At 66.9% G+C, this 22846-nt stretch carries 20 protein-coding genes; 16 read left to right on the forward strand and 4 right to left on the reverse strand.

The genetic code is table 11. The annotated features are described in order from the left end of the window. The first annotated feature begins 79 nt into the window (after positions 1-79). From NWF24_RS09860 to NWF24_RS09885, 6 genes are all read left to right on the forward strand, one after another. On the forward strand, positions 80-2077 hold the full coding sequence (locus NWF24_RS09860) for a DNA topoisomerase IV subunit B (RefSeq protein WP_258354009.1): 1998 nt from the start codon (positions 80-82) through the stop codon (positions 2075-2077). Positions 2078-2091: 14 nt separating this feature from the next. Next, positions 2092-3000: a lytic transglycosylase domain-containing protein gene (locus NWF24_RS09865; RefSeq protein WP_258354010.1), complete on the forward strand. Its 909-nt coding sequence runs from the start codon at positions 2092-2094 to the stop codon at positions 2998-3000. A gap of 14 nt (positions 3001-3014) precedes the next feature. Continuing rightward, entirely contained in the window at positions 3015-4136 is a 1122-nt protein-coding gene (locus tag NWF24_RS09870; RefSeq protein ID WP_258354011.1) for a Kelch repeat-containing protein, read from the forward strand. Positions 4137-4191: 55 nt separating this feature from the next. Continuing rightward, complete coding sequence (gene parC, locus NWF24_RS09875) at positions 4192-6600, forward strand: DNA topoisomerase IV subunit A (RefSeq protein ID WP_258354012.1); 2409 nt, start codon at positions 4192-4194, stop codon at positions 6598-6600. Then, the gene (locus NWF24_RS09880) at positions 6600-6791 is read left to right on the forward strand and encodes a hypothetical protein (protein ID WP_258354013.1); all 192 of its coding nucleotides are present in this window, start codon (positions 6600-6602) and stop codon (positions 6789-6791) included. The genes parC and NWF24_RS09880 overlap by 1 nt, the downstream gene beginning before the upstream one ends. Positions 6792-7090: 299 nt before the next feature. Then, a complete protein-coding gene (locus NWF24_RS09885) occupies positions 7091-7360 on the forward strand; it encodes a hypothetical protein (RefSeq protein ID WP_258354014.1) in 270 nt (89 codons plus the stop codon). On the opposite strand, the gene NWF24_RS09890 is transcribed toward NWF24_RS09885, so the two are convergent. After that, complete coding sequence (locus tag NWF24_RS09890; protein WP_258354015.1) at positions 7357-8478, reverse strand: MBL fold metallo-hydrolase; 1122 nt, start codon at positions 8476-8478, stop codon at positions 7357-7359. The two genes, NWF24_RS09885 and NWF24_RS09890, sit on opposite strands and share 4 nt — an antisense overlap. A 220-nt stretch (positions 8479-8698) precedes the next feature. On the opposite strand from NWF24_RS09890, the gene NWF24_RS09895 reads away from it, so the two are divergent. Together NWF24_RS09895 and NWF24_RS09900 are read left to right on the forward strand one after the other, a co-directional pair. Beyond that, positions 8699-10291, forward strand: a complete 1593-nt coding sequence (locus NWF24_RS09895) for an esterase/lipase family protein (RefSeq protein ID WP_258354016.1) — start codon at positions 8699-8701, stop codon at positions 10289-10291. Between the two features lie 81 nt (positions 10292-10372). Beyond that, positions 10373-10903 carry a cysteine hydrolase family protein gene (locus NWF24_RS09900; RefSeq protein WP_258354017.1) on the forward strand — a complete coding sequence of 177 codons (531 nt, stop codon included), beginning with the start codon at positions 10373-10375 and terminating at the stop codon, positions 10901-10903. On the opposite strand, the gene NWF24_RS09905 is transcribed toward NWF24_RS09900, so the two are convergent. Then, a complete protein-coding gene (locus NWF24_RS09905; protein WP_258354018.1) occupies positions 10904-12592 on the reverse strand; it encodes a CorA family divalent cation transporter in 1689 nt (562 codons plus the stop codon). A 144-nt stretch (positions 12593-12736) separates the two neighbouring features. Between NWF24_RS09905 and NWF24_RS09910 the strand changes: the two genes are divergently transcribed. The 8 genes from NWF24_RS09910 (at position 12737) to NWF24_RS09945 (ending at position 19601) form a co-directional block, all read left to right on the forward strand. Continuing rightward, positions 12737-13408: an amino acid ABC transporter permease gene (locus tag NWF24_RS09910; protein ID WP_093050872.1), complete on the forward strand. Its 672-nt coding sequence runs from the start codon at positions 12737-12739 to the stop codon at positions 13406-13408. A gap of 26 nt (positions 13409-13434) precedes the next feature. Then, the gene (locus tag NWF24_RS09915; RefSeq protein WP_258354019.1) at positions 13435-14088 is read left to right on the forward strand and encodes an amino acid ABC transporter permease; all 654 of its coding nucleotides are present in this window, start codon (positions 13435-13437) and stop codon (positions 14086-14088) included. 61 nt (positions 14089-14149) lie between these two features. Beyond that, the gene (locus tag NWF24_RS09920) at positions 14150-14947 is read left to right on the forward strand and encodes a transporter substrate-binding domain-containing protein (protein ID WP_258354020.1); all 798 of its coding nucleotides are present in this window, start codon (positions 14150-14152) and stop codon (positions 14945-14947) included. 30 nt (positions 14948-14977) lie between these two features. After that, positions 14978-15733: an amino acid ABC transporter ATP-binding protein gene (locus tag NWF24_RS09925; protein ID WP_309148867.1), complete on the forward strand. Its 756-nt coding sequence runs from the start codon at positions 14978-14980 to the stop codon at positions 15731-15733. Next, entirely contained in the window at positions 15734-16477 is a 744-nt protein-coding gene (locus tag NWF24_RS09930) for a sugar phosphate isomerase/epimerase family protein (RefSeq protein ID WP_258354021.1), read from the forward strand. Positions 16478-16487: 10 nt separating this feature from the next. Next, on the forward strand, positions 16488-17441 hold the full coding sequence (locus NWF24_RS09935; protein ID WP_097198786.1) for a sugar kinase: 954 nt from the start codon (positions 16488-16490) through the stop codon (positions 17439-17441). 5 nt (positions 17442-17446) lie between these two features. After that, complete coding sequence (locus NWF24_RS09940; protein WP_093050854.1) at positions 17447-18436, forward strand: 2-hydroxyacid dehydrogenase; 990 nt, start codon at positions 17447-17449, stop codon at positions 18434-18436. A gap of 139 nt (positions 18437-18575) precedes the next feature. Beyond that, positions 18576-19601, forward strand: coding sequence for a LacI family DNA-binding transcriptional regulator (locus tag NWF24_RS09945; protein WP_258354022.1), 1026 nt, complete (start codon positions 18576-18578; stop codon positions 19599-19601). On the opposite strand, the gene NWF24_RS09950 is transcribed toward NWF24_RS09945, so the two are convergent. Continuing rightward, positions 19501-21237 carry a GMC family oxidoreductase gene (locus NWF24_RS09950; RefSeq protein WP_258354023.1) on the reverse strand — a complete coding sequence of 579 codons (1737 nt, stop codon included), beginning with the start codon at positions 21235-21237 and terminating at the stop codon, positions 19501-19503. The genes NWF24_RS09945 and NWF24_RS09950 overlap by 101 nt on opposite strands. Before the next feature lie 104 nt (positions 21238-21341). Beyond that, positions 21342-22841, reverse strand: a complete 1500-nt coding sequence (locus NWF24_RS09955; protein ID WP_258354024.1) for an FAD-dependent oxidoreductase — start codon at positions 22839-22841, stop codon at positions 21342-21344. Between the last annotated feature and the right edge of the window lie 5 nt (positions 22842-22846).

The following is a 22846-nucleotide window of genomic DNA, read 5'->3' on the forward strand; positions in this document are numbered from 1 at the left end:
TCGGGCATCAAAGCAGTTCCTGAGCGCCTCCTGTATGGGTATCCAGTTGTTTGGCGGCGACTGACTACAATCCGCCCCCATGGCGACTCCCCCCAAGACTCCCCCCAATTCACCGTCCGCGTCCTCCGGCTACTCGGAAGGCTCCATCCGCGTGCTCAAGGGCCTCGAGCCCGTCAAGCAGCGCCCGGGCATGTACACCCGCACCGACAACCCGCTGCACATCATCCAGGAAGTGCTCGACAACGCCGCCGACGAGGCGCTCGCGGGCTACGGCAAGAAGATCAAGGTCACGCTGCATACCGACAGCTCCGTCAGCGTCGAAGACGACGGCCGGGGCATTCCCTTCGGCCTGCATCCTGAAGAAAAGGCCCCCGTGATCGAGCTCGTGTACACCCGGCTGCACGCGGGCGGCAAGTTCGACAAGGGCTCGGGCGGCGCCTACAGCTTCTCGGGCGGCCTGCACGGCGTGGGCGTGTCGGTGACCAATGCGCTGTCGAAGCGGCTCGAAGTCACTTCGCATCGAGAAGGTTCGGCCGCCAAGCTGGCCTTCAGTGCCGGCGATGTGATCGAGGCGCTCGAAATCCGCAAGCTCGAAGCCGGCGAGCGCAAGCAGGGCACCACCGTGCGCGCCTGGCCCGACGCCAAGTACTTCGAAACCGCCGTGCTGCCCATGGGCGAACTCACGCACCTGCTGCGCAGCAAGGCCGTGCTGATGCCCGGCGTGAGCGTCACGCTCACGAACGAGAAGACCAAGGAAACGCAGCAGTGGCTCTACAAGGGCGGCCTGAGCGACTACCTGATGCAGACGCTCAACGGCGACCCCGTCATTCCGCTGTTCGAAGGCAGCGGCCATGCCGACAAGAACGCCGACAACTTCGCCGAAGGCGAGGGCGCCGACTGGTGCGTGGCCTTCACCGAAGACGGCCAGCCGGTGCGCGAGAGCTACGTCAACCTGATTCCCACCAGCGCCGGCGGCACACACGAAAGCGGCCTGCGCGACGGCCTCTTCACCGCGGTGAAAGGCTTCATCGAATTGCATTCGCTGTTGCCCAAGGGCGTGAAGCTGCTGCCCGAAGACGTGTTCGCACGCGCTTCGTACGTGCTGAGCGCCAAGGTGCTCGATCCGCAGTTCCAGGGCCAGATCAAGGAACGCCTGAACTCGCGCGATGCCGTGCGCCTGGTGTCGAGCTTCGTGCGCCCCGCGCTGGAGCTGTGGCTCAACCAGCACGTCGACTACGGCAAGAAGCTCGCCGAACTGGCCATCAAGGCCGCGCAGACGCGCCAGCGCGCCGGCCAGAAGGTCGAGAAGCGCAAGGGCTCCGGCGTGGCCGTGCTGCCCGGCAAGCTGACCGACTGCGAGAGCAAGGACATCAGCCACAACGAAGTGTTCCTGGTCGAGGGCGATTCCGCCGGCGGCAGCGCCAAGATGGGCCGCGACAAGGAAAGCCAGGCCATCCTGCCGTTGCGCGGCAAGGTGCTCAACACCTGGGAAGTGGAGCGCGACCGGCTGTTTGCCAACACCGAAATCCACGACATCTCGGTCGCCGTCGGCGTCGACCCGCACGGCCCCAACGACACGCCCGACATGAGCGGCCTGCGCTACGGCAAGGTCTGCATCCTGAGCGATGCCGACGTGGACGGCTCGCACATCCAGGTGCTGCTGCTCACGCTGTTCTTCAGGCACTTTCCGAAGCTCATCGAAGCCGGCCACGTATATGTCGCAAAGCCGCCATTGTTCCGGGTCGATGCGCCTGCGCGCGGCAAGAAGCCGGCCTCCAAGGTCTATGCGCTGGACGAGGGCGAACTGACCGCCACGCTCGACAAATTGCGTAAAGATGGCGTGCGCGAAGGCGCCTGGAGCATCAGCCGCTTCAAGGGCCTGGGCGAAATGAGCGCGGAACAATTGTGGGAAACCACGCTCAATCCAGACACCCGGCGCCTGATGCAGGTCCAATTGGGCCGGTTCGACTTCACGTCCACCCAGGGCGAAATCACCAAGCTCATGGGCAAGGGCGAAGCGGCAGCCCGGCGCGAACTCATGGAGTTGCGCGCCGACGATGTCGACATCGATGTTTGATTCCTCCACCACGCATGTCAGTTTTCAAGCGCTTGTTGCTATTGGCCTTCCTGCTGTGTACGCAGCAGGGGCTGGCGCACGCCGCTGACATCTACGGCTACATTGACAGCAAGGGCATCGCGCACTTCGCTTCCGAAAAAATCGACGAGCGCTACCAGATCTTCTTTCGCGGCGGCCAGAGCTTCGACACGGCGCAAGGCATTTCTCCGCTGGGCCGTGGTGGCCGAAAGCTCGACGGAAAGGTGTCGCCTGCCTCGCAGAGCCTGCTCGCCATGTTCGAGGCATCGCCCGGCTACAAGACCGCCAAGACGGCGCTGCGCGACGCGTCGAACAAGCATTCGATCGACTACGAACTGCTGCAGGCGCTCATCGCGACCGAGTCGGGCTTCGACGCGCAGGCCGTCTCGCCCAAGGGCGCCATGGGCCTTATGCAGCTGATGCCCGCTACGGCGCAGCGCTACGGCGTGTCGGCGGACAAGCGCAACACCATCGAGAAAAAGCTGTTCGACCCGCGCATCAACATCGCCGCCGGCTCGCGCTACCTCGGCGACCTGATCGCGATGTTCCCGGGCCAGATCGAGCTGGCGCTGGCCGCCTACAACGCGGGCGAGGGCGCGGTGCAGCGCGCGGGCAACAAGATCCCGAACTACAAGGAAACGCAGAACTACGTGCAGACCGTGCTGCAGCTGTATGCGTACCTGAAGCCGTCCGTGGCAACGGGCGGTAGTGGCGGTGGTGCCGGGCGTGGTGGCAAGACGCCGGGCCGCATCCGCATGGAGCTGACGGTGCCGCAGGGCGGGGCCATCGGCCGCGGCAACATGCCATCCGACGCGCCGCGCAACATGCCGACCATGCCAGACATTCCCGAACCTTCGGCGGTGCCGACCGGCGCGGCCGATGTGCCCGGCGCACCGCTGTCCTGATGAAGGAGCCCGCCATGCACCGTCGAAGCTTCGTCCTCGCGACTGCTGCCAGTGTGATGGCAGGCACCGTGCGTGCACAGCATCCGGCCACGCACGACACGCTGCCCGCAGTGCCTTCGTCGGCCGAACCGTATGCCAAGCTGCAGGGCGGCGTGCCGCACCACATGACGCCCAACCAGGAGGCGCAGCGCTTCACCGAGAGCACCGCGCCGCCCGGCCCGCAAGGCCGCTGGGAGCCGCGCGCGGCCTTGCCGATCCCGCGCAGCGAGATGGCCTGGGCCACCGCCGCGATGGGGCGCATGCATGTGGTCGGCGGCTACGGCGAAGGCAAGGTCAACCGTGACTACCACCACATCTACGACCCGAAGGCCGACCGCTGGCTCGACGGCGCCCCTCTGCCGCGCGGTGCAAACCATGTTGCGGTGACGGCCGAGGGCGGCCGCGTCTATGCGCTTGGCGGCTTCGTCGAGCAGAACCGCCGCTCCGACACGAACGCCTACGTATACGACATCGCCGCCAACCGCTGGACCACCATCGCGCCGCTGCCGCGACCGCGCGGCGCTGCGGCCGCGGTAATGCTCGACGGCGCGCTGCACCTGATCGGCGGAGCGTCGGAGCCTGCTGCCGAGCGCGCGAGCGTCAGCTGGCACGAGGTGTACGACCCCAAGGCCGATCGCTGGTCCACCGCCAAGCCGCTGCCCGGCGCGCGCGACCACGTCGGCTGCGTGTCGAACGGCGGCCAGATCCACGTGATCGGCGGGCGCTTCAACACCTTCGAATACAACACCGACCTGCACCACGTCTACCTGCCCGCGCGCGACACCTGGGAGCTGCGTTCGCCGCTGCCCACCGCGCGCTCGGGCCATGGCCTCGTGGTGTATCGCGGCCGCTTCTTCGCCATGGGCGGGGAGGGCGGCATCCTCGTCAGCGGCGTGCCGCGCCAGGCCAAGGTCTTCGGCCAGATGGAAAGCTACAACCCCGTGGACGACACTTGGCAACGCCACGCGCCCATGACCACGCCGCGCCACGCCGTGGGCGCGGCCGTCATCGGCGACTGGATCTACGTCGCGGGCGGCGGCGCGGTACTCGGCGGCGCCGTGCAGTCCGCGGTGCACGAGGCATTCACACTGGGCTGATCGCGACGACCCTCGCGCACGGCCTGCAGCAACTGTTTTTCTCACCTTCTCTTTCATGGATTCCCAACCTCCGCTCGATCTCCAGGGTCCTACCGACGGCGACACGACCCTGACCCTCGCCGACTACGCCCAGACCGCCTACCTCGAATACGCGCTCAGCGTGGTCAAGGGCCGCGCGCTGCCCGATGTGTCCGACGGCCAGAAGCCGGTGCAGCGCCGCATCCTGTACTCGATGTCGCGCATGGGCCTGGGCTTTGGCGGCGCCAACGGCACCGTGGGCGCCAAGCCCGTGAAGAGCGCGCGCGTGGTCGGCGACGTGCTCGGCCGCTTCCATCCGCACAGCGACCAGGCCGCGTACGACGCGCTGGTGCGCATGGCACAAGATTTTTCGCAGCGCTACCCGCTGGTCGACGGCCAGGGCAACTTCGGCAGCCGCGACGGCGACGGCGCCGCGGCCATGCGATACACCGAAGCGCGCCTGGCGCGCATCACCAGCTTGCTGCTCGACGAGATCGACGAAGGCACGGTCGACTTCATTCCCAACTACGACGGCAGCACCGAAGAACCGCGCCTGCTGCCCGCGCGGCTGCCGTTCACGCTGCTCAACGGCGCGAGCGGCATTGCCGTGGGCCTGGCCACCGAAATTCCGAGCCACAACCTGCGCGAGATCGCCGACGCCTGCGTGGCGCTGATCAAGTCGAACGGCAAGCTCAGCGAAGAAGAACTCTTCGCCATCGTGCCCGGCCCCGACTACCCGGGTGGCGCGCAGATCATCAGCAGCGCGAGCGATATCGCCGACGCCTATCGCACCGGCCGCGGCTCGCTCAAGGTGCGCGCGCGCTGGAAGATCGAGGACCTGGCGCGCGGGCAATGGCAACTCGTGGTCAACGAACTGCCGCCGGGCGTCAGTACGCAGAAGGTGCTCGAGGAAATCGAGGAAATCACCAACCCGAAGGTCAAGACCGGCAAGAAAGCGCTGAGCGCCGAGCAGACCCAGCTGAAAGCCGCGATGCTGTCGGTGCTCGACGTGGTGCGCGACGAGTCCAGCAAGGACGCCGCCGTGCGCCTGGTGTTCGAGCCCAAGACCTCGCGCATCAGCCAGGACGAGTTCATCACCACGCTGCTCGCGCAGACCTCGCTCGAAACCTCGTCGCCCATCAACCTCACGATGGTCGGCATCGACGGCAAGCCCACGCAGAAGTCGCTGCGCCAGATGCTCAACGAGTGGATCGCGTTTCGCGAGATCACCGTCGAGAAGCGTTCGCGGTTCCGGCTCAGCAAGGTGATGGACCGCATCCACATCCTCGAAGGCCGGCAGCTGGTGCTGCTGAACATCGACGAGGTGATCGCGATCATCCGCGCGGCGGAAGACCCGAAGGCGGCGCTCATCGCGCGTTTCAACCTCAGCGAACGCCAGGCCGAGGACATTCTTGAAATTCGCCTGCGCCAACTTGCGCGGCTCGAGGCCATCAAGATCGAGCAGGAGCTGTCAGGCCTGCGCGACGAGCAGAAGAAGCTCGAAGACATCCTCGGCAGCCCGACTGCGCTGCGCCGCCTGCTGGTGAAAGAAATCGAGTTCGACGCCAAGACTTTCGAAGACGCGCGCCGCACGCTCATCCAGGCCGAGAAGCGTGCCGTGGCCGAAGTGAAGGTGGTCGACGAGCCCGTCACCGTCATCGTGTCGCAGAAGGGCTGGGTCCGTGCGCAGAAGGGCTGGGCGAGCGAGAAGGCCGCGGGCAACGGTGCGAACGGAGAAAAGGGCGCACCGCCCGAATACAGCTTCAAGTCGGGCGACTCGCTCTACGGCGCCTTCGAGTGCCGCAGCGTCGACACGCTGCTGGTCTTCGGCAGCGCCAAGGACAAGAGCGTGCGCGTCTACACCGTGCCCGTGGCATCGCTGCCCGGCGCGCGCGGTGACGGTCAGCCCGTCACCACGCTCATCGAGCTCGATGCCGGCACGCACGTTACGCATTTCTTCGCGGGCCCGGTGGGCGCCAGCGTGCTGCTGGCCAACACCGGCGGCTACGGCTTCATCGCCACGGTCGAGAACATGATGTCGCGCCAGCGCGGCGGCAAGGCCTTCATCGACGTGGGCGAGGGCGAGCAGCTGTGCCGTCCGTCGCTGGTGGGCGGCGCGAGCGGCGCCGAGCCGATGCTCCTGGCCACGCATGTGGCCTGCGCCTCGACCGGTGGCCGCATCCTCACCTTCGACATCACCGAGCTCAAGAGCCTGCCGAAGGGCGGCCGGGGTCTCACGCTGATCGACCTCGAGCCCAAGGACACCCTGGCCGGAGCCGCTGCCTACACGCGCAGCGTGAAGATCGAAGGCATCGGTCGCGGTGCCAAGGAGCGCGAAGAAACGCTGGAAATCCGCACGCTCAACAATGCGCGCGGCAGCCGCGCGCGCAAGGGCAAGGCGGCCGACCTGGGCTTCAAGCCGACGAGCATCGTGCGGGTGCTGTGATGGGCGGCATCGACATCAGCGTCATCGGGATCTTCATTGCCGTGGTCACGGGCCTCGGCAGCTACGTGCTGGGCCGCCGCATGCGCGAGAAGCGGGCGGCGAAGAAGCGCGAGAAGAACCGCATTGCGTCGCAGGCGAGCGAGACGCGGCAGGTGCGGCGCGCGCGCGAGCGCAAGGAGCGCGGCGAATAAACACGGCCGCTTGCGCCTGGAGTCGAACAGCAGGAGGAGGGAGCGTTATGGCAGTAGCAGAGGGATTGCTCGGTTGCGTTCGCTATATCGCGTTCGCAGGCGCAGCGGCTGTGTTGTCGGGGTGTGCGAGCGTCGAATACAAGGACGCGACGGGCGACAGGACTGCAAGGCTGCGTGTTGTCCAGAATGCGTCGGCCCGGGTGGTCTCTTACTCCTTCGCGGTGCGCGAGAGTTGCCGCAGGGAGGGCCCCAAGGGCGGTGTGCTCTTCAACGAGCGATCGGAGTCCAGGAGGGTAGGCATGGCGCCCCGTCTGAGTACCGACTTCATGAGCTCTGAGCGGATCATTCCGGCGGACGTTGAAGTGGTGCTGCTGGCTGGCGGCAGCACCGTGTGGTCGAATTGCGTGGGAACCCTTCGCTTCGTCCCTCGCAGCGGCGAACAGTACGAAGCGATTTTTCTCTGGCCTGCATCGGCGCCTCGCTGCACCATTCAGCTGCGCAGGATTGTTCTGGCCGGAAACGGCGAGGTTTCACGTATCGAGGAGCCCAGCGCCTCGCGTTGCGACTAGCGCAACCCTTGCCACCACCGCGTATTCGTGCGCGCCTGCCCCACCGTCACCACTTCGCCGATCACCGGCGTCGCCAGCTCGATCTTCTTCGCCTCCGTCAGGTCAGCGATGCGGTCCAGCGGGTCATGCCAGGTGTGGAAGGCAAGGTCGAAGGTGCTGTTGTGCACCGAGAAGAATACCTTGCCGCGCAGGTCTTCGAATGCCTGCACGCTCTGCTCGGGCGTCATGTGCACGGCGGGCCACATGGTGTCGTAGGCGCCGTTTTCCATCAGCGCGATGTCGAAGCCGCCGAAGCGCTCGCCGATCTGCTTGAAGCCCGGGAAGTAGCCCGAGTCGCCGCTGTAGAAGAGGCGCTGGTCGCCGCTTTGCACCACCCATGAGGCCCACAGGGTGCGGTCGCGGTCGTTCAGCGTGCGGCCCGAGAAATGCTGTGCGGGTGTGGCGGTGAGCTTCACGCCGTCGTGCTCGCCGCCCTGCCACCAGTCGAGTTCGGTCACGCGCTCGGCCGGCACGCCCATCACTATCAGCCGCGCGCGCACGCCCAGCGGCACGAAGTAGCGCTGCACGCTCTTCGACAGGTATTCGATGGTCGCCACGTCGAGGTGGTCGTAGTGGTCGTGCGAGAGGATGACGCCTTCGATGGGCGGTAGCTGTTCGAGCGTGATTGGTGGCTGGTGAAAGCGCTTTGGCCCGGCCCACTGCACGGGTGACGCACGTTCGCTGAACACGGGGTCGATCAGCCAGTACTTGCCGCGCAGCTTCAGCAGATGTGACGAATGGCCGAGGCGCACCACGTGGTTGGCCTTGGTGTCGAGTGAATCGAGCGCGCTGCGGTCCAGCGCCTTCACCGGAATTGCATCGACCGGCACGGTGTCGACCTTGCTGCCCACGATGAAGCGCGACCAGATGCGCCATGCGCTGGCCTGCGCGGGCAGGTCGGGGTTGGCCATGTTGTGGAAGCCACCGTCCTTGAATTGCGGCGAGCTGTCGTAGCGCGTCTCGCCGCTGCCGGCGGCGCCGCAACCCGCAACAAGGGCACAGCCGGCAGCGGCCAGCACCGTGCCCCGGCGCAGCAGTTGGGGCAGGTAGGAGCCCTGGGAGCCCGAATCGTCAGCCATGAGAAAACCCTCTGGATCGTTGTTTGCAGGATGGCGCGAGAGTAGCCATGGCGGACGTTTCAATGGTTTCAGCGGCAGAAACATTCGGGGCGCAGGGATATATCGGTCTCCCCTGCGCGAATGTCCCCCGGCCTTCCTATGCCATGAGCCGTATGGCGGGCCCCTGCCAGGTTCGGCACACTGGAAAGCTTCATCGACTTTCGACGAGGCGGCAGATTCCATGAGCAGCAATCGCTATCCCATCATCTACGTGCGCGGCTATGCCATGACCGAGTCCGAGCGGGACGAAACCGCGGCCGACCCGTTCTGCGGCTTCAACATCGGCTCCACGGTGTATCGCGCCACCGTCAAGAAGGAGGCGCCGGCGCAGAAGTTCGTTTTCGAATCGCCCATGGTGCGCCTGCTGGCCGACTTCCAGTACCAGAGCGTCTACCAGAACGGCCTGGACATCCTCGACCCCGACTGGAAGCCCTCGCCCGACGAGAACGGCCGGGACGTCGATGGCATCCCCTCGGCCTCGGTCATCATCTACCGCTACTACGACTCGGGCTCCGAACTGCTGGGCGACGGCCAGGCCAAGGACGTCAAGGTGTACGCGCAGGGCCTGAGCCAGCTGATATTGCGCGTGCGCGAGCTCGTGGCGCTGCGCGAGGGGCCGGGCTACTCGCCCGCCGACTTCCGCTGCTACCTCGTCGCGCATTCCATGGGCGGCCTGGTGGTGCGTGCCTTCCTGCAGAACGCCGCACTCGGTGATGCGGCCGCGCGTGCCTGCGTCGACAAGGTGTTCACCTATGCCACGCCGCACAACGGCATCGACATGGGCGGCATCAACGTGCCGGCCTGGCTCACGGTGAACGAGATGAACACCTTCAACCGCGAGAAGATGTCCGAGTTCCTGGCCACGCAGCCGATCAACGGCCGCATGGACTACCTGCCGGCCACGGCCTTTCCGGCCGAGCGCTTCTTCTGCATGGTCGGCACCAACCGCGGTGATTATGAAAGCGCCAAGGGCCTGTCGCGCATGTTCGCGGGCCACGGCAGCGACGGGCTCGTGCGCATCGAGAACGCCTCGCTCTGGTCCACCGATGCCGCGGGCAAGACGCAGCCGGTGGCCACCGCCTTCACCTACCGGTCGCACTCCGGCTTCTTCGGCATCGTCAATTCGGAGGAGGCTTACCAGAACCTCACGCGCTTCCTGTTCGGTGACGTGCGGGTCGACCTGTGGTTCGACATAGACGGCGTCACGCTGCCGCCCGACCTGCCTGCCGGGGCCGACGTCGATGCGCTCTACCAGGTCGAACTGCTCGCCGCGCCGCGCGGCAAGCGCTGGTACCTGAGCCGGCGCGTGGCAGAAGAAGACTCGCCCGCCTGCCGCACACACAAGGAGCTGACCGACCCGGCCAAGGCCGATCGCCGATCGATCTACCTTTCGACCGTGTTCCTCGCCAACAAGGCCCGTGTGAAGCAGGATCGCCCGACGCTGGCCTACGCCATGACGCTCGGCGTGCGCGTGCCCGACTACCAGGTCAACAACAAGTTCTGGCTCGACGGCCACTACGAGGGAAGTTCGCTGTTCCGCGACACGCTGATCATCGAGATCGCGCCGCCCCAAGCCGACGACCCGGCGCAGAACTGGAACGTCAAGTACGGCTGGCAGACCGACACGGCAGGGCGGGCCTCGCTGCCGATGAGCCCGAAGCAGTTGGCCGGCGGCAAGTTGCAGTTCGTGGTGCCGCTGTCCAGCCTTGGCGCAGCACCGGCCGCGCCCGGCATCAGCGGCAAGGTGCGCCTGGAGGTCAGCGCCTGGGGGTAGGTAGGTCGAAGGGGGCGATCTCGACGCTGCTGCCGGGCGTCATACTCTGGTCGGTCAAGAACTTCGCCTCTTTCCACGCCCATGAAAACTGCAGTCCTCGTCATCGACGTCCAGCGTGGCCTTTGCGACGATCCGCCGCGCCCTCACGAAGCCGGGGAGGTGATGCAGCGCATCAACGCGCTCACCGAACGCGCCCGCGCAGCCGGCGTGCCTGTGGCCTTCATCCAGCACGAGAACGCCGTCGACCTGGAGTTCGACTCCGAACGCTGGCAGCTCGCCAGTGCGCTGAACACCGATTCGCGCGACGCAAGAATCCGCAAGACCACGCCTGATTCGTTCCTGCGCACGCCGCTCGAAGCATGGCTGTCGGAGCACGGCGTGAAGCGCGTGGTCATCTGCGGCTATTCGTCGGAGTTCTGCGTCGACACCACCACGCGCCGCGCCGCCGGGCTGGGCTATCACGTGGTGCTCGCGGCCGATGCCCATACCTCGCACGACAAGCCGCACGCCACGGGCGCACAGATTCGCGAGCACCACAACGTCACGCTGTCGGACATCACGAGCTTCGGTGTGCCGATCCGTGCGGTGGCCAGCGCCGATATCGCGTTCTGATCAGTCCGCGCCGGGCCGCCACACCCGCGCCAGCGCGGCCATCTTGCCCCTGAAGCCCAGCCGGTCGTTCGACAGCGCATCGATGAAGTCCGACAGCCGCTGCGACTTCACCATCGTGTAGATGGTCAGCCACGTCGTCGCGACGAACACCACGCCGAACCACACTGCCTTGCGCCACAGCGGCGCATCGGCTTCGGCCAGCAGGTTCATGCCGAGGAAGCCGGTGGTGATGGTGCCGATGAGACCGAACAGCGTGACCACCGTGAGCCGCACGACGGTGCTGGCCTGCCTGCGCAGGCTGTCGGCGTCGAGGTACGTGTTCATGTCCGCGATGCGTGCCTTGACCTCGTCGTAGAGCGGGTCCAGCCCGAGGTGCGTGGCGCACATGTGCGAAAGCGCGCGCACCTGCGCCTGCTCCGAAATTTCGTGGAACCAGTAGCGGTGCGTGAAGCGCAGGAAGCGTTCGAAGCTCGCGCGGATGGCGCGCTTGAACTGCTTCACGCTCGGCGTGCTGCGGATGTCCAGCCGCTTGAGCGCCTCCACCAGCTGGTCGGAGAACATCAGCAGCGAGGCCTTCTGGAAGTGCGCAATGAGGAACAGCAGGAAGTGCTGGTGCCTGAACTGCGCGAGCACGCCGCGGTCGCGGCAACAGAAGAATTCGGAGTTCGCATCGCCCACCACGACGAGCGCATGGCCGTTGCACAGGTAGCGCGTGTTGGGTGCTGCGCCCGCGTTCACCCAGAAGCGGTCGTAGCAGTACTTGTGCTCGAAGTCGGCGAGATGGTGCTCGGCGTAGGGCAGGTGGGCGTCGGTGGCACCTGCGCCGGTGACCAGCGCGAGCCGCACGAAGTCGTCGCGCGTGAGGCGGCGCGGATCGTCCAGCGAGAGGTAGGCCATGACCGGCATGCGGTAGTACTCGATCTGCCGGTAGCGCAGCACGCCGGGGTCTTCCGAATGGTCGCTCACCAGCGGCTGCATCAGGTAGGCCCAGTGGGCGGAGATGCGCGGCGCGCGGTGCTGCGCCACGTGCGAGAGAAAGGCCTCGCGCTGCTCCGCGTCGGAGCTCGCGAGCACGTGGCCGTCGGCGGCCAGCCATTCGACGCTGGCCATGCAGTGCAGCGCCGAGCCGTCGGGCTCCCAGCCTGAAGGGTAGGCGCGGCCGAAACGGTAGAGGATGTCCTGAGCCTGCGCAAGGCTCAGGTTGTCTGCACCGACTTCGAGGTTGAGCAGCACCACGTCGATGTCGAAGAAGAAATACAGGTCGCAATGGATCACGTCGAGCGTGACCGGCGCGTCGCCCGGCTGCGCCACCAGGCGCACGGCCGCAATGTCGTGGCGGCGGAAGATGCGCATCGGCGAATCGCCGTCGCCGCCCACGCCGTCGCCACGTGAGCGGCCTTCGCCGTACAGGAAGCGCTGCACGTACGGCAGGAAGCTCACGAACTCGTTGTAGTGCCGCTCGTGAAAGCGGCTGCTGTCGCCGGTGTATTCGTCGACCTCTTCGCGCCACGGCGATGCGTCGCCCATCTCGCGCAGCACGTGCCAGGGCCCGTGATGGTGCGCGGCGTGCGGCGCAGGCATCAGTCGCAAGGGCCACAGCAGCGCCTGGCGGAAATGCTGCACGGTGGGGGCGCCCGTGAGGGGCGTGTGTGCCTCTGTGGGCATGGTGGCCGCGGGTGGGTTCAGCATGGGCTTCAGTGTAGGCAGAAGGTGAGACAAAACGACCACCTAGGGGAATCCCTATATGAGCCTGAAACCGGTTTCATATAAGCTGCAAGCCTTGCTTTCGGGGCACGCACGCGCCCACCCGGCGCGCATTCGGGTCCGCCCACCATGAACTACCAGTTTCAATTCGACGCCGTCTTTGCCGCCTGGCCGCTGCTGCTCAAGGGCACGTGGATCACGGTCCAGCTCTCGCTCATTGCCACGGTGCTGGGCCTGGTGGTGGCCATCTTCTGTGCCTGGGGCAAGACCTCGGGGCCGGGCTGGCTGCGCTTTCTGGTCAATGCCTACATCGAGGTGATCCGCAACACGCCGTTCCTCGTGCAGCTGTTCTTTTTCTTCTTCGCGTTGCCGGCCATCGGTCTGCGCTGGTCGCCGCAGACGGCCGCGCTGGTGGCCATGGTGGTGAACCTGGGCGCCTACGCCACGGAAATCATCCGCGCGGGCATCGAGTCGATTCCCAAGGGGCAGATCGAAGCGGGCAGGGCGCTGAACCTCAAGCCCTGGGAAATCTTCCGCTTCGTCATCATCAAGCCCGCGCTGAAGGCCATCTATCCGGCGCTCACGAGCCAGTTCATCCTGCTGATGCTGAGCTCGGCCGTGGTGTCGGTCATCTCGGCCGACGACCTGACCTCGGTGGCCGCCAACCTGCAGTCGCAGACCTTCCGCAGCTTCGAGATCTACATCGTGGTCGCCGCCATCTACCTGGCGCTGGCGCTCGCTTTCTCGGCGATGTTCAAGCTGATCTACAAGCGCACGCTCAACTACCCGGACCGCCGGTAACCCAGACGACGGACGGAGACAACAACATGCGCACCTTCGGTTTTCCCGAATTCCTTTTCATCCTCGAAGCGGCCAAGTGGACGCTCGCGCTGTCGGCCATCGCCTTCGTCGGCGGCGCGATCCTGGGGCTCATCATTGCGCTGATGCGCACGTCTGAATCGACGTGGGCGCGCGCCGTATCGACCACCTTCATCCAGATCTTCCAGGGCACACCGCTGCTGCTGCAGCTGTTCCTGGTGTTCTTCGGCGCGCCGGTGCTGGGGCTGGACATCAATCCGTGGGTTGCCGCCGGCTTCGCCCTCATCCTGAACAGCGCGGCCTTCCTCGGCGAGATCTGGCGCGGCTGCATCGAGGCCATTCCGCGCGGACAGTGGGAAGCAGCAGAGGCGCTGAGTCTGAAGTACAGCTCGCGCATGCGCGACGTGGTGCTGCCGCAGGCCTTCAAGATCGCGCTGGCGCCCACGGTGGGCTACGTGGTGCAGATCATCAAGGGCACATCGCTCGCGGCCATCATCGGTTTTGTCGAGGTCACGCGTGCGGGGCAGATCGTCAACAACGCCACCTTCCAGCCGCTCATCGTGTTCTCGGTGGTGGCAGCCATCTACTTTGCCATCTGCTGGCCGCTTTCATTGCTGGCCGCGCGCATGGAGCGCCGCCGGGCCCGGGCGCTCGCGCGTTGATCCTTTCCGTTTTCCTTTCTCTTTCTCGTCGCTTCCTTCCCTTATTCAGGAGACACATCCAATGACCGTCATCACCTCCCGCCGCGCAGCGCTCGCAGCCCTCGGCCTCGGCGCCGCCCTTACCGTGTTCGCACCTTTCGCCTCGGCGCAGACCGTGGCAGACATCAAGAAGAAGGGCGAGATCACCATCGGCATGCTGGTCGACTTTCCGCCCTACGGCACCACCGACGCGAAGAACCAGCCCGACGGCTACGACGCCGACGTGGCCAAGCTGCTGGCCAAGGACTGGGGCGTCAAGGCCAACATCGTGCCGGTCACGGGCCCGAACCGCATTCCCTTCCTGCTGACCAACAAGGTCGACCTGCTGGTGGCTTCGCTGGCCGTCACGCCCGAGCGCGCGAAGCAGGTGCAGTTCTCGCAGCCCTATGCAGCCGCCACCATCGTGCTGTATGGCGCGACCAAGGCCCCCATCAAGGCGGCAGCCGACCTGAAGGGCCTGCGCGTGGGCGTGGCCCGCGCATCGACGCAAGACGTGGCCGTGACCAAGGCCGCACCGGAAGGCACCGAAATCCGCCGCTTCGACGACGACGCCTCGGCCATGCAGGCGCTGATCTCGGGCCAGGTCGATGCCATCGGCTGCTCGGTGACCGTGGCAGCGCAAATCGCCAAGCGCGTGCCCGCCAACACCTTCGAAAACAAGTTCACGCTGGTGCAGCAGTCGATGGGCATCGCGATGCGCCCGGGCCAGGAAGAGCTGCACAAGGCGGTGAACGAGTTCGTGCAGAAGAACACCGCGAATGGCGAGCTGAACAAGCTCTACCAGAAGTGGCTGCAGGCCGATCTTCCGAAGATGCAATAAGCAACCCCCCGAGGCTGAAGGAATCCTGGCATGACGATGGAATCGATCATCCGCATGGAAGCGGTCAACAAGTGGTACGGTGAATTCCAGGTGTTGACCGGCATCGACCTGTCGGTGCGCCAGGGCGAGCGCATCGTGATCTGCGGGCCCTCGGGCTCGGGCAAGTCCACGCTCATCCGCTGCATCAACCGGCTCGAGACGGTGCAGAAGGGCCGCATCGTGGTCGACGGCATCGACCTCACGGCCGGCGGCAAGAACATCGACGCGGTGCGTGCCGAGGTCGGCATGGTGTTCCAGCAGTTCAACCTGTTCCCGCACCTCACCATCCTCGAGAACTGCACGCTGGCGCCGATGCGTTCGCGTGGCATGACGAAGGCGCAGGCCGAAGAGGTGGCCATGAAGTACCTCACGCGTGTGCGCATTCCGGAGCAGGCCGGCAAGTACCCCAGCCAGCTCTCGGGTGGCCAACAGCAGCGCGTTGCGATTGCGCGCGCGCTGTGCATGACGCCCAAGATCATGCTGTTCGACGAGCCCACCTCGGCCCTCGACCCCGAGATGGTCAAGGAAGTGCTCGACACCATGATCGGCCTGGCCGAAGACGGCATGACCATGCTGTGCGTGACGCACGAGATGGGCTTTGCCCGCAGCGTCGCTGATCGCGTGATCTTCATGGCCGAAGGCAAGATCGTCGAGCAGGCGCCGCCCGAAGAATTCTTCGGCAACCCGAAGGACGAGCGCACCCGCCAGTTCCTCGGCCAGATCCTCAGCTCCCACCAAGCCCACTGAATGTCCTTCTCCGTTCTGATTTCTCTGTCGTCCTTCGGCGCGGCCGAGGTGGGGCGGCATGGCCAGCTCTGGTGTTCGCAGCTGGCACGCGCCGCAGGCGCCGATTCGGTGGAAGTGCGCGGCGAGATGCTGCGCGACGCCGATGCAGAGCTGCCCGCATTGAACGGGCTCGCATCCGTGTATTCCAGCCCCGAGGGTCTGTGGGCCCAGGGCGGCTGGCTCGACAGCGCCGCGCTCAAGCGCGGCATTGCTGCCGCCACGCGCGTGGGCGCGAAGCGGCTCAAGATGTCCATCGGCGACTTCCAGGCTTCCTCGCATGGCTCGCTCTGGGGCCTGAAGGTGGAGCTTGCTGAAACCCGCGTCGAGCTGCTCATCGAGAACGACCAGACCGTGCGCGCCGGCACGCTGCCCGCGCTGCAGACCTTCTTCGACGTGGCCGACCGCGCCGGCGTGTCGCTGGGCATGACCTTCGACATGGGCAACTGGCACTGGCTCGGCGAGTGCCCGCTGCAGGCCGCGCAGGCGCTCGGCCACCGCGTGCGCTACGTGCATTGCAAGGGCGCGCAGCGCCTGCCGCACAAATGGGTGGCGGTGCCGCTGGGCGACTCGGTCGCGCCATGGCGCTCGGTGCTGCGCGCGCTGCCGGCCGACGTGCCGCACGCCATCGAATACCCGCTCGTGGGCGACGACCTGCTGGCCGTTACCCGCGCGCAGATCGACTTCATCCGCGCCGCGCGGGCGTAGGAACAAACACATGACAGAACCAACCGCCTTCGACGTCGCACTCTTCGGCGAAGCCATGCTGTTGCTCGTGGCCGACCGCCCCGGCCCGCTGGAAAACGCAGAGGCGTTCCATAAGCGCACAGCCGGCGCCGAGACCAACGTGGCCATCGGCCTTTCGCGCCTGGGCCTCAAGGTGGGCTGGGCCAGCCGGCTCGGCACCGATTCGATGGGCCGCGCGCTGCTGGCCGCGATGCGCGCCGAAGGCATCGACTGCTCGCACGTGATCACCGACGCAACGCAGCGCACCGGCTTCCAGTTCAAGGGCCGCGTCACCGACGGCAGCGACCCGCCGATCGAATACCACCGCAAGGGCTCGGCCGCGAGCCACATGGGGCCGGCCGACGTCGACGAAGCCTGGCTGCGTTCGGCACGCCACCTGCACGCCACCGGCGTGTTCGCCGCCATCTCCGACACCAGCCTGCAGGCCGCGCTCAAGACCATGGACGTGATGCGCGCTGCCGGCCGCACCATCTCGTTCGACACCAACCTGCGTCCCACGCTGTGGTCGTCCACCGAGACCATGCGCCACTGGATCAACGAACTCGCCTCGCGCGCCGACTGGGTGCTGCCCGGCATCGAAGAGGGCCTGCTGCTCACCGGCCACGACAAGCCCGAGGATGTTGCGAAGTTCTATCGCGATCGCGGCGCGAAGCTGGTGGTCGTCAAGCTCGGCGCCGAGGGCGCCTACTACGACAGCGATGTGGCCGGCACCGGCCGCGTCGACGGCTTCCCAGTGAAGGAAGTGATCGACACCGTGGGCGCGGGCGATGGCTTCGCAGCCGGCGTGGTGAGTGCGTTGCTCGAAGGCAAGAGCGTGCCCGAGGCCGTGCGCCGCGGCGCATGGATCGGCGCGCGCGCGGTGCAGGTGCTGGGCGACACCGAAGGCCTGCCGACGCGGGCGCAACTCGAAGAAGCGGGGCTCTGAACACCATGACGAATGTGTCGAAGAAGAACGTCCTCGTCTTCCGGCCTCTGCCCGAAGACCAGCTGGCGCGCCTGCAAGCCGTGCACCATGTGGTCGTTGCCGACCCGCGCAAGGAGCCCGAGGCCTTTGCCGCCGCGCTGCGCAGCGCGAACGGGCTGATCGGGTCGAGCCATACGGTCGATGCCGCGCTGCTCGACGGGGCGCCGCAGCTCCAGGTGATTTCGAGCGTGTCGGTCGGTGTCGACAACTACCCGCTGGCCGAGCTGCACAAGCGCGGCATCGTGCTGTGCCACACGCCCGACGTGCTCACCGAAACGGTGGCCGACACGGTGTTCGCGATCCTCATGGCAACGCAGCGCCGCGTGGTCGAGCTCTCGACGCTTGTGCGCGAAGGCCGCTGGACGAAGAACATCGGCGAAGAACTCTTCGGCACCGACGTGCATGGCAAGACGCTGGGCATCCTCGGCTTCGGCCGCATCGGGCAGGCCGTGGCGCGCCGTGGTGCGCTGGGCTTCGGCATGCCGGTGCTGTACCACGCACGTCGCCCGGTCGACCTGGCCACGCAGGCGCCCGAGTTGCAAGGCCGCGCCACTCACACGCCGCTCGACGACCTGCTCGCACGTGCCGACATCGTGCTCGCGATGCTGCCGCTGACCGACGCGACGCGCGGCATGATCGACGCCGCCTTCTTTGCACGCATGAAACCCGGTGCCGCGTTCATCAACGGTGGCCGCGGCGCCACGGTGAATGAAGACGCGCTGCTCTACGCACTCGACCACGGCACACTGCGTGCCGCCGGCCTCGACGTATTCGCGAAAGAGCCGTTGCCGGCCGATTCGCCATTGCGCACCCATCCGCGCGTGACGCCGCTGCCGCACATAGGCTCGGCCACGCACGAGACGCGGCATGCCATGGCAGAACTCGCCACGACGAACCTGCTGCAGGTGCTGGCCGGCGAGAAGCCGACTGCGCCGTACGACACGGCGAGCGCATGAGGGATTTGTCTTGCTCCCTCTCCCCTTGGGGAGAGGGTTGGGGTGAGGGCAGGGGCGTTTGTGCAAACGCTGCCCTCGCCATCGCCGCCGACCCTCACCCCAGCCCTCTCCCCAAGGGGAGAGGGAGCGAGAGCCGCCCATGAAGCCGACCGGGCGTGCCACCATTGCCGACGTCGCCGAAGCCGCCGGCGTCTCCAAGGCCACCGTCTCGCGCTTCCTCAACCACCGCGAGCGGCTGCTGAGCCCCGACATCGCCGCGCGCGTCGAAGTCGCCATCGCCGCGCTGGCCTATTCGCCGAGCCCGATGGCGCAGGCCCTGAGCCATGGCCGCTCGCGGCTCATCGGGCTGATCGTGGCCGACATCACCAATCCATATTCCGTCGCAGTGCTGCGCGGCGCCGAGAAGGCCTGCCAGGACGCCGGCTACCTCGTGATGCTGTTCAACCTCGGCAACGAGAGCGAACGCGAGCGCGAGGCCATCGACGCGCTGGCGGGCTACCAGGTCGACGGCTTCATCCTCAACACGCTGGGCCGCGGCAGCAACGTGGTCGACGCGGTCACGCTGCATGGCAAGCCGGCGGTGCTGGTCGACCGGCGCCACACCGGCATGCACACCGACTTCGTCTCGCTCGACAACCACGCCGCGATGCAGGCCACCTGCGGTCATCTGGTCGCAGGCGGGTATCGCGAGCTGCTCTACGTCACCGAGCCGCAGAAGGGCGTGAGCTCGCGGCGCGAGCGCACGGCCGCATTCGGTGCCTGCGTGGCCGCGCACGAGCCGCGCGTGGCGGGCGAGGTGTTCGAGTGCGTCGAGGGCGAGAGCGATGCGCTCGACGAGGCCCTGCGCGCCCTTCGCCAGCGCGCCAAGCGCGGCCGACGCGCCGCGGTGGTCGCGGGCAATGCCGTGGTCACGCTGCGCATCGCGCAGGCCATGGCGCGGCTGGGCTGGCAGTTCGGTGCGGACCTTGGCTTTGTCGGCTTCGACGATCCCGAATGGGCCTCGCTCATCGGCCCCGGCCTGAGCACCGTGGCCCAGCCTACCGACGCCATCGGCCGCACGGCCGCTACCTGCCTGATCGAGCGGCTGCGTGGCCTGGACGCGGCGCCGCGCCAGTTGCTGCTGCCTGGCCAGCTGGTGGTGCGAGGCTCGTCGCAGGCGCTCTAGCGTCCTGCTGCGCGCGGTCGAAGGTGATCGGCCCGCGCATCCAGTCGGCCGCGCGTTCGGCGATCATGATGGTCGGCGCATTGGTGTTGCCGCCGATCAGCGTCGGCATGATCGAGGCATCGACCACGCGCAGATTCTCGATGCCGTGCACGCGCAGCTTCGCATCGACCACCGCCATCGCATCCGTGCCCATCTTGCAGGTGCCCACGGGGTGGTAGATAGTGTCGGCGCGCGCGCGAATGTGCTGAATGAGTTCTTCGTCGGTGTGCGCGTCGGCCGTGTAGAGCTCGCGGTGGCGGTACTTTTCGAGTGTTGGCGCGCGCAGGATCTCGCGCATCTTCTTCACGCCTTGCAGCAGCAGCGCCATGTCTTCCGGGTCTGACAGAAAGCGCGGGTCGATGCGCGGCGCCGAGCCCGGGCTGACATCGTTCAGGCGCACGTCGCCGCGGCCCTTGGGGCGCAACACGCACACATGGCACGAGAAGCCGAAGCCCGCGTGCAGCTTGCGCGCATGGTCATCGGTGATCGCGATCACGAAGTGCAGTTGCAGGTCGGGCCGCCGCAGCTCGGGCGAAGACTTGATGAACGCGCCGCCTTCGGCGAACGGCGTCGCGATCATGCCCTTGCCACTCTTGCGCCACTCGGCAATGGCCTTCACCAGGTGCAGGCTACCCACCACGCCGATGCCGAACAGGTCGGTGTGCTTCGAGGTGTAGGCGAGGATGAAGTCGGTGTGGTCCTGCAGGTTCTGGCCGACGCCCGGCAGCGCATGCTGCACGGCGATGCCGTGGCGGCCCAGCTCGGCCGGATCGCCGATGCCCGAGAGCATCAGCAGTTGCGGCGAGTTGAATGCGCCGCCGCACAGCGCCACTTCGCGCCGCGCGTGAAGGGTCTCGATACTGCCGTCTTTGCGCCGCACCTCCACACCGGTGGCGCGCCGGTCTTCGAGCACCACGCGCAGGGCCTGCGTGTCGGTCAGCACTGTGAGGTTGGGGCGCTGGTTCATCACCGGATGAAGATAGGCAGCCGCCGCCGAGCAGCGCTCGCCGTTGCGCGCGCCATCGTGGAACTGCGTGACCTGGTAGAGGCCCGCGCCTTCCTGCTTGGCGCCATTGAAGTCGTCGTTGCGCGGAATGCCGCACTCCGCCGCGGCCCGCACGAAGTCGTCGGCAATGGGGCGCGGGCTCTGCTGCTCAGAGACCTGCAGCGGCCCGTCGGCGCCGTGCAGTGCGCTTGCGCCGCGCTGGTTGCCCTCGGCGCGCTTGAAGTAGGGCAGCACCGCATCGAACGACCAGCCGGTGCAGCCCGCGCGCTCCCAGTCGTCGTAGTCGTCGCGATGGCCGCGCACGTAGAGCATGGCGTTGATCGCGCTGGAGCCGCCCAGGCAGCGTCCGCGTGGCTGGTAGCCTTTGCGCCCGTTCAGGCCGGGCTGCGGCACGGTCTGGTAGGCGTAGTTGTTGATGCGCGGGCGGCCCGGCAGCATCGCCACCGTGGCGGCAGGCGCCCGCACCAGGATGCCGCGGCCGTCGCCGCCGGCCTCGACCAGGCAGACCTTCACGGCGGGGTCTTCGCTCAGCCGCGAGGCCAGCGTGGCGCCGCCGGAGCCGCCACCCACGATGACGTAGTCGAATTCCATGGCGCTTCTTCCTTTTGTTCTGTGCTGCCTGCGTCCGCGCGGACGGATTCGACTGTAGGAATGAACGTGCAATCAGGGCTTGGCGTTTTCCCTTGTCTCCGAAGTCAGGCCGAGGTCATGCCGAGGTCGTGCAGATACCCCTCCAGCTCTTCGATGTGGGCGGAGTCGACGATGGCGCCGACATAGCCGTCCGGGCGCACCAGCACCCAGTCGCCCGACGCGAGCCCATAGGCTTCGCGGAAATGGCCGCCATGGTCGCGCAAGTCGCCTCTTTCGCTGAAGGTGTGGATGTGCAAGCCTGGGCGCGGTGCCACGTCGCGACGCTCGACCTCGCAGCCCAGCAGCGTCCAATGCGCGCCCTTGAACAGCTCGAACAGGCGCGTCGGTTGCCCGGCAGCGCCGGTGACCGGCGCATCGGGCGCGCGGTCACCTGCCTGCAGGCCGCCAATGCGCGCAGGCTTTTCCATCGCGAGGGACGATTCGGCGTACCCGAGGTCGAGCTGATGCACTTCCCGCCCGCGCCGCATCTCGCCCCGCTTCGCTTCGCCGAGCAACTTCGTGGCAAGCCCGAGCATGTCTGCGGCAATCGGGCGGCGCTCCTCCTCATAGCTGTCGAGTACGGTACCGGGTGCGCCGGCGGCAACTGCCGCCAGCTTCCAGCCAAGGTTGTAGGCGTCCTGCACGCTGGTGTTGAGCCCCTGGCCGCCGGTGGGGGGATGGATGTGTGCGGCGTCGCCGACCAGCAGCACGCGACCTGCCCGGTAGCGATCGGCCAACCGTGCGTTCATGTTGAACGCCGAGGCCCATGAGACCGAGTGGATATGAATGTCGTCGCGGCCGGTGCGTTCGGCAACCATCGCGGCCAGTCCCTGTGCGGAGAGGTCGATGTCGCCCTCCAGTGGTATCGGTGCCTGCAACTGGAACAGCTCCGTCCCGGCGAGCGGGCACAGGGACATCTGCGCATTCATCTCGCCTTCGTTGAAGCGGTGCCATGCTTCGCGCCCCAACCCTGACAGGACGACGTCGGCCACCACGGCACGCACGCCCAGCGTCTTGCCCGGAAAGCCGATGGCCAGCGAATGCCGCACGAAGCTGCGGCCACCGTCGGCGCCGACGAGAAAGCGCACGCGGAGCGTTTCTTCACCTGCCGCGCCGGCCAGCCGCGCCGTCACGCCGTCCTCGTCCTGCTCGAAGCCGATCAGTTCGCAGCCGAACACGGGTCGATGCCCGAGCTCGGTCAGGCGCTCGCGCATCACGCCCTCGGTCAGGAACTGCGGGACCATCAAAGGAGAGCCATAGGGTTCCGAAGGTGTCGGTGCCTCGTGCGCCATCACCAGCGAATCGGCATGGCTGCCGTCGGCGCGGTATTCCCGCGAGGGCGGATACAGGCCGCCGGCCGCGACGATCCGCTCGAGGATGCCCAGATCCTCGAAGACCTCCTGCGTTCGCGGCTGGATGCCCTTGCCGCGCGAGCCCCGGAAAGGCGCGTCCATCTTCTCGATAAGGCGGAAGGAAACACCTCGCCGCGCCAGGTCGATGGCGAGCGTGAGGCCGGCTGCGCCGGCGCCGCAGATCAGGACGTCGGCGGAAAACTGATGCGTCATGGCAA

The organism is Variovorax paradoxus, from assembly GCF_024734665.1.
Taxonomy (GTDB): domain Bacteria; phylum Pseudomonadota; class Gammaproteobacteria; order Burkholderiales; family Burkholderiaceae_C; genus Variovorax.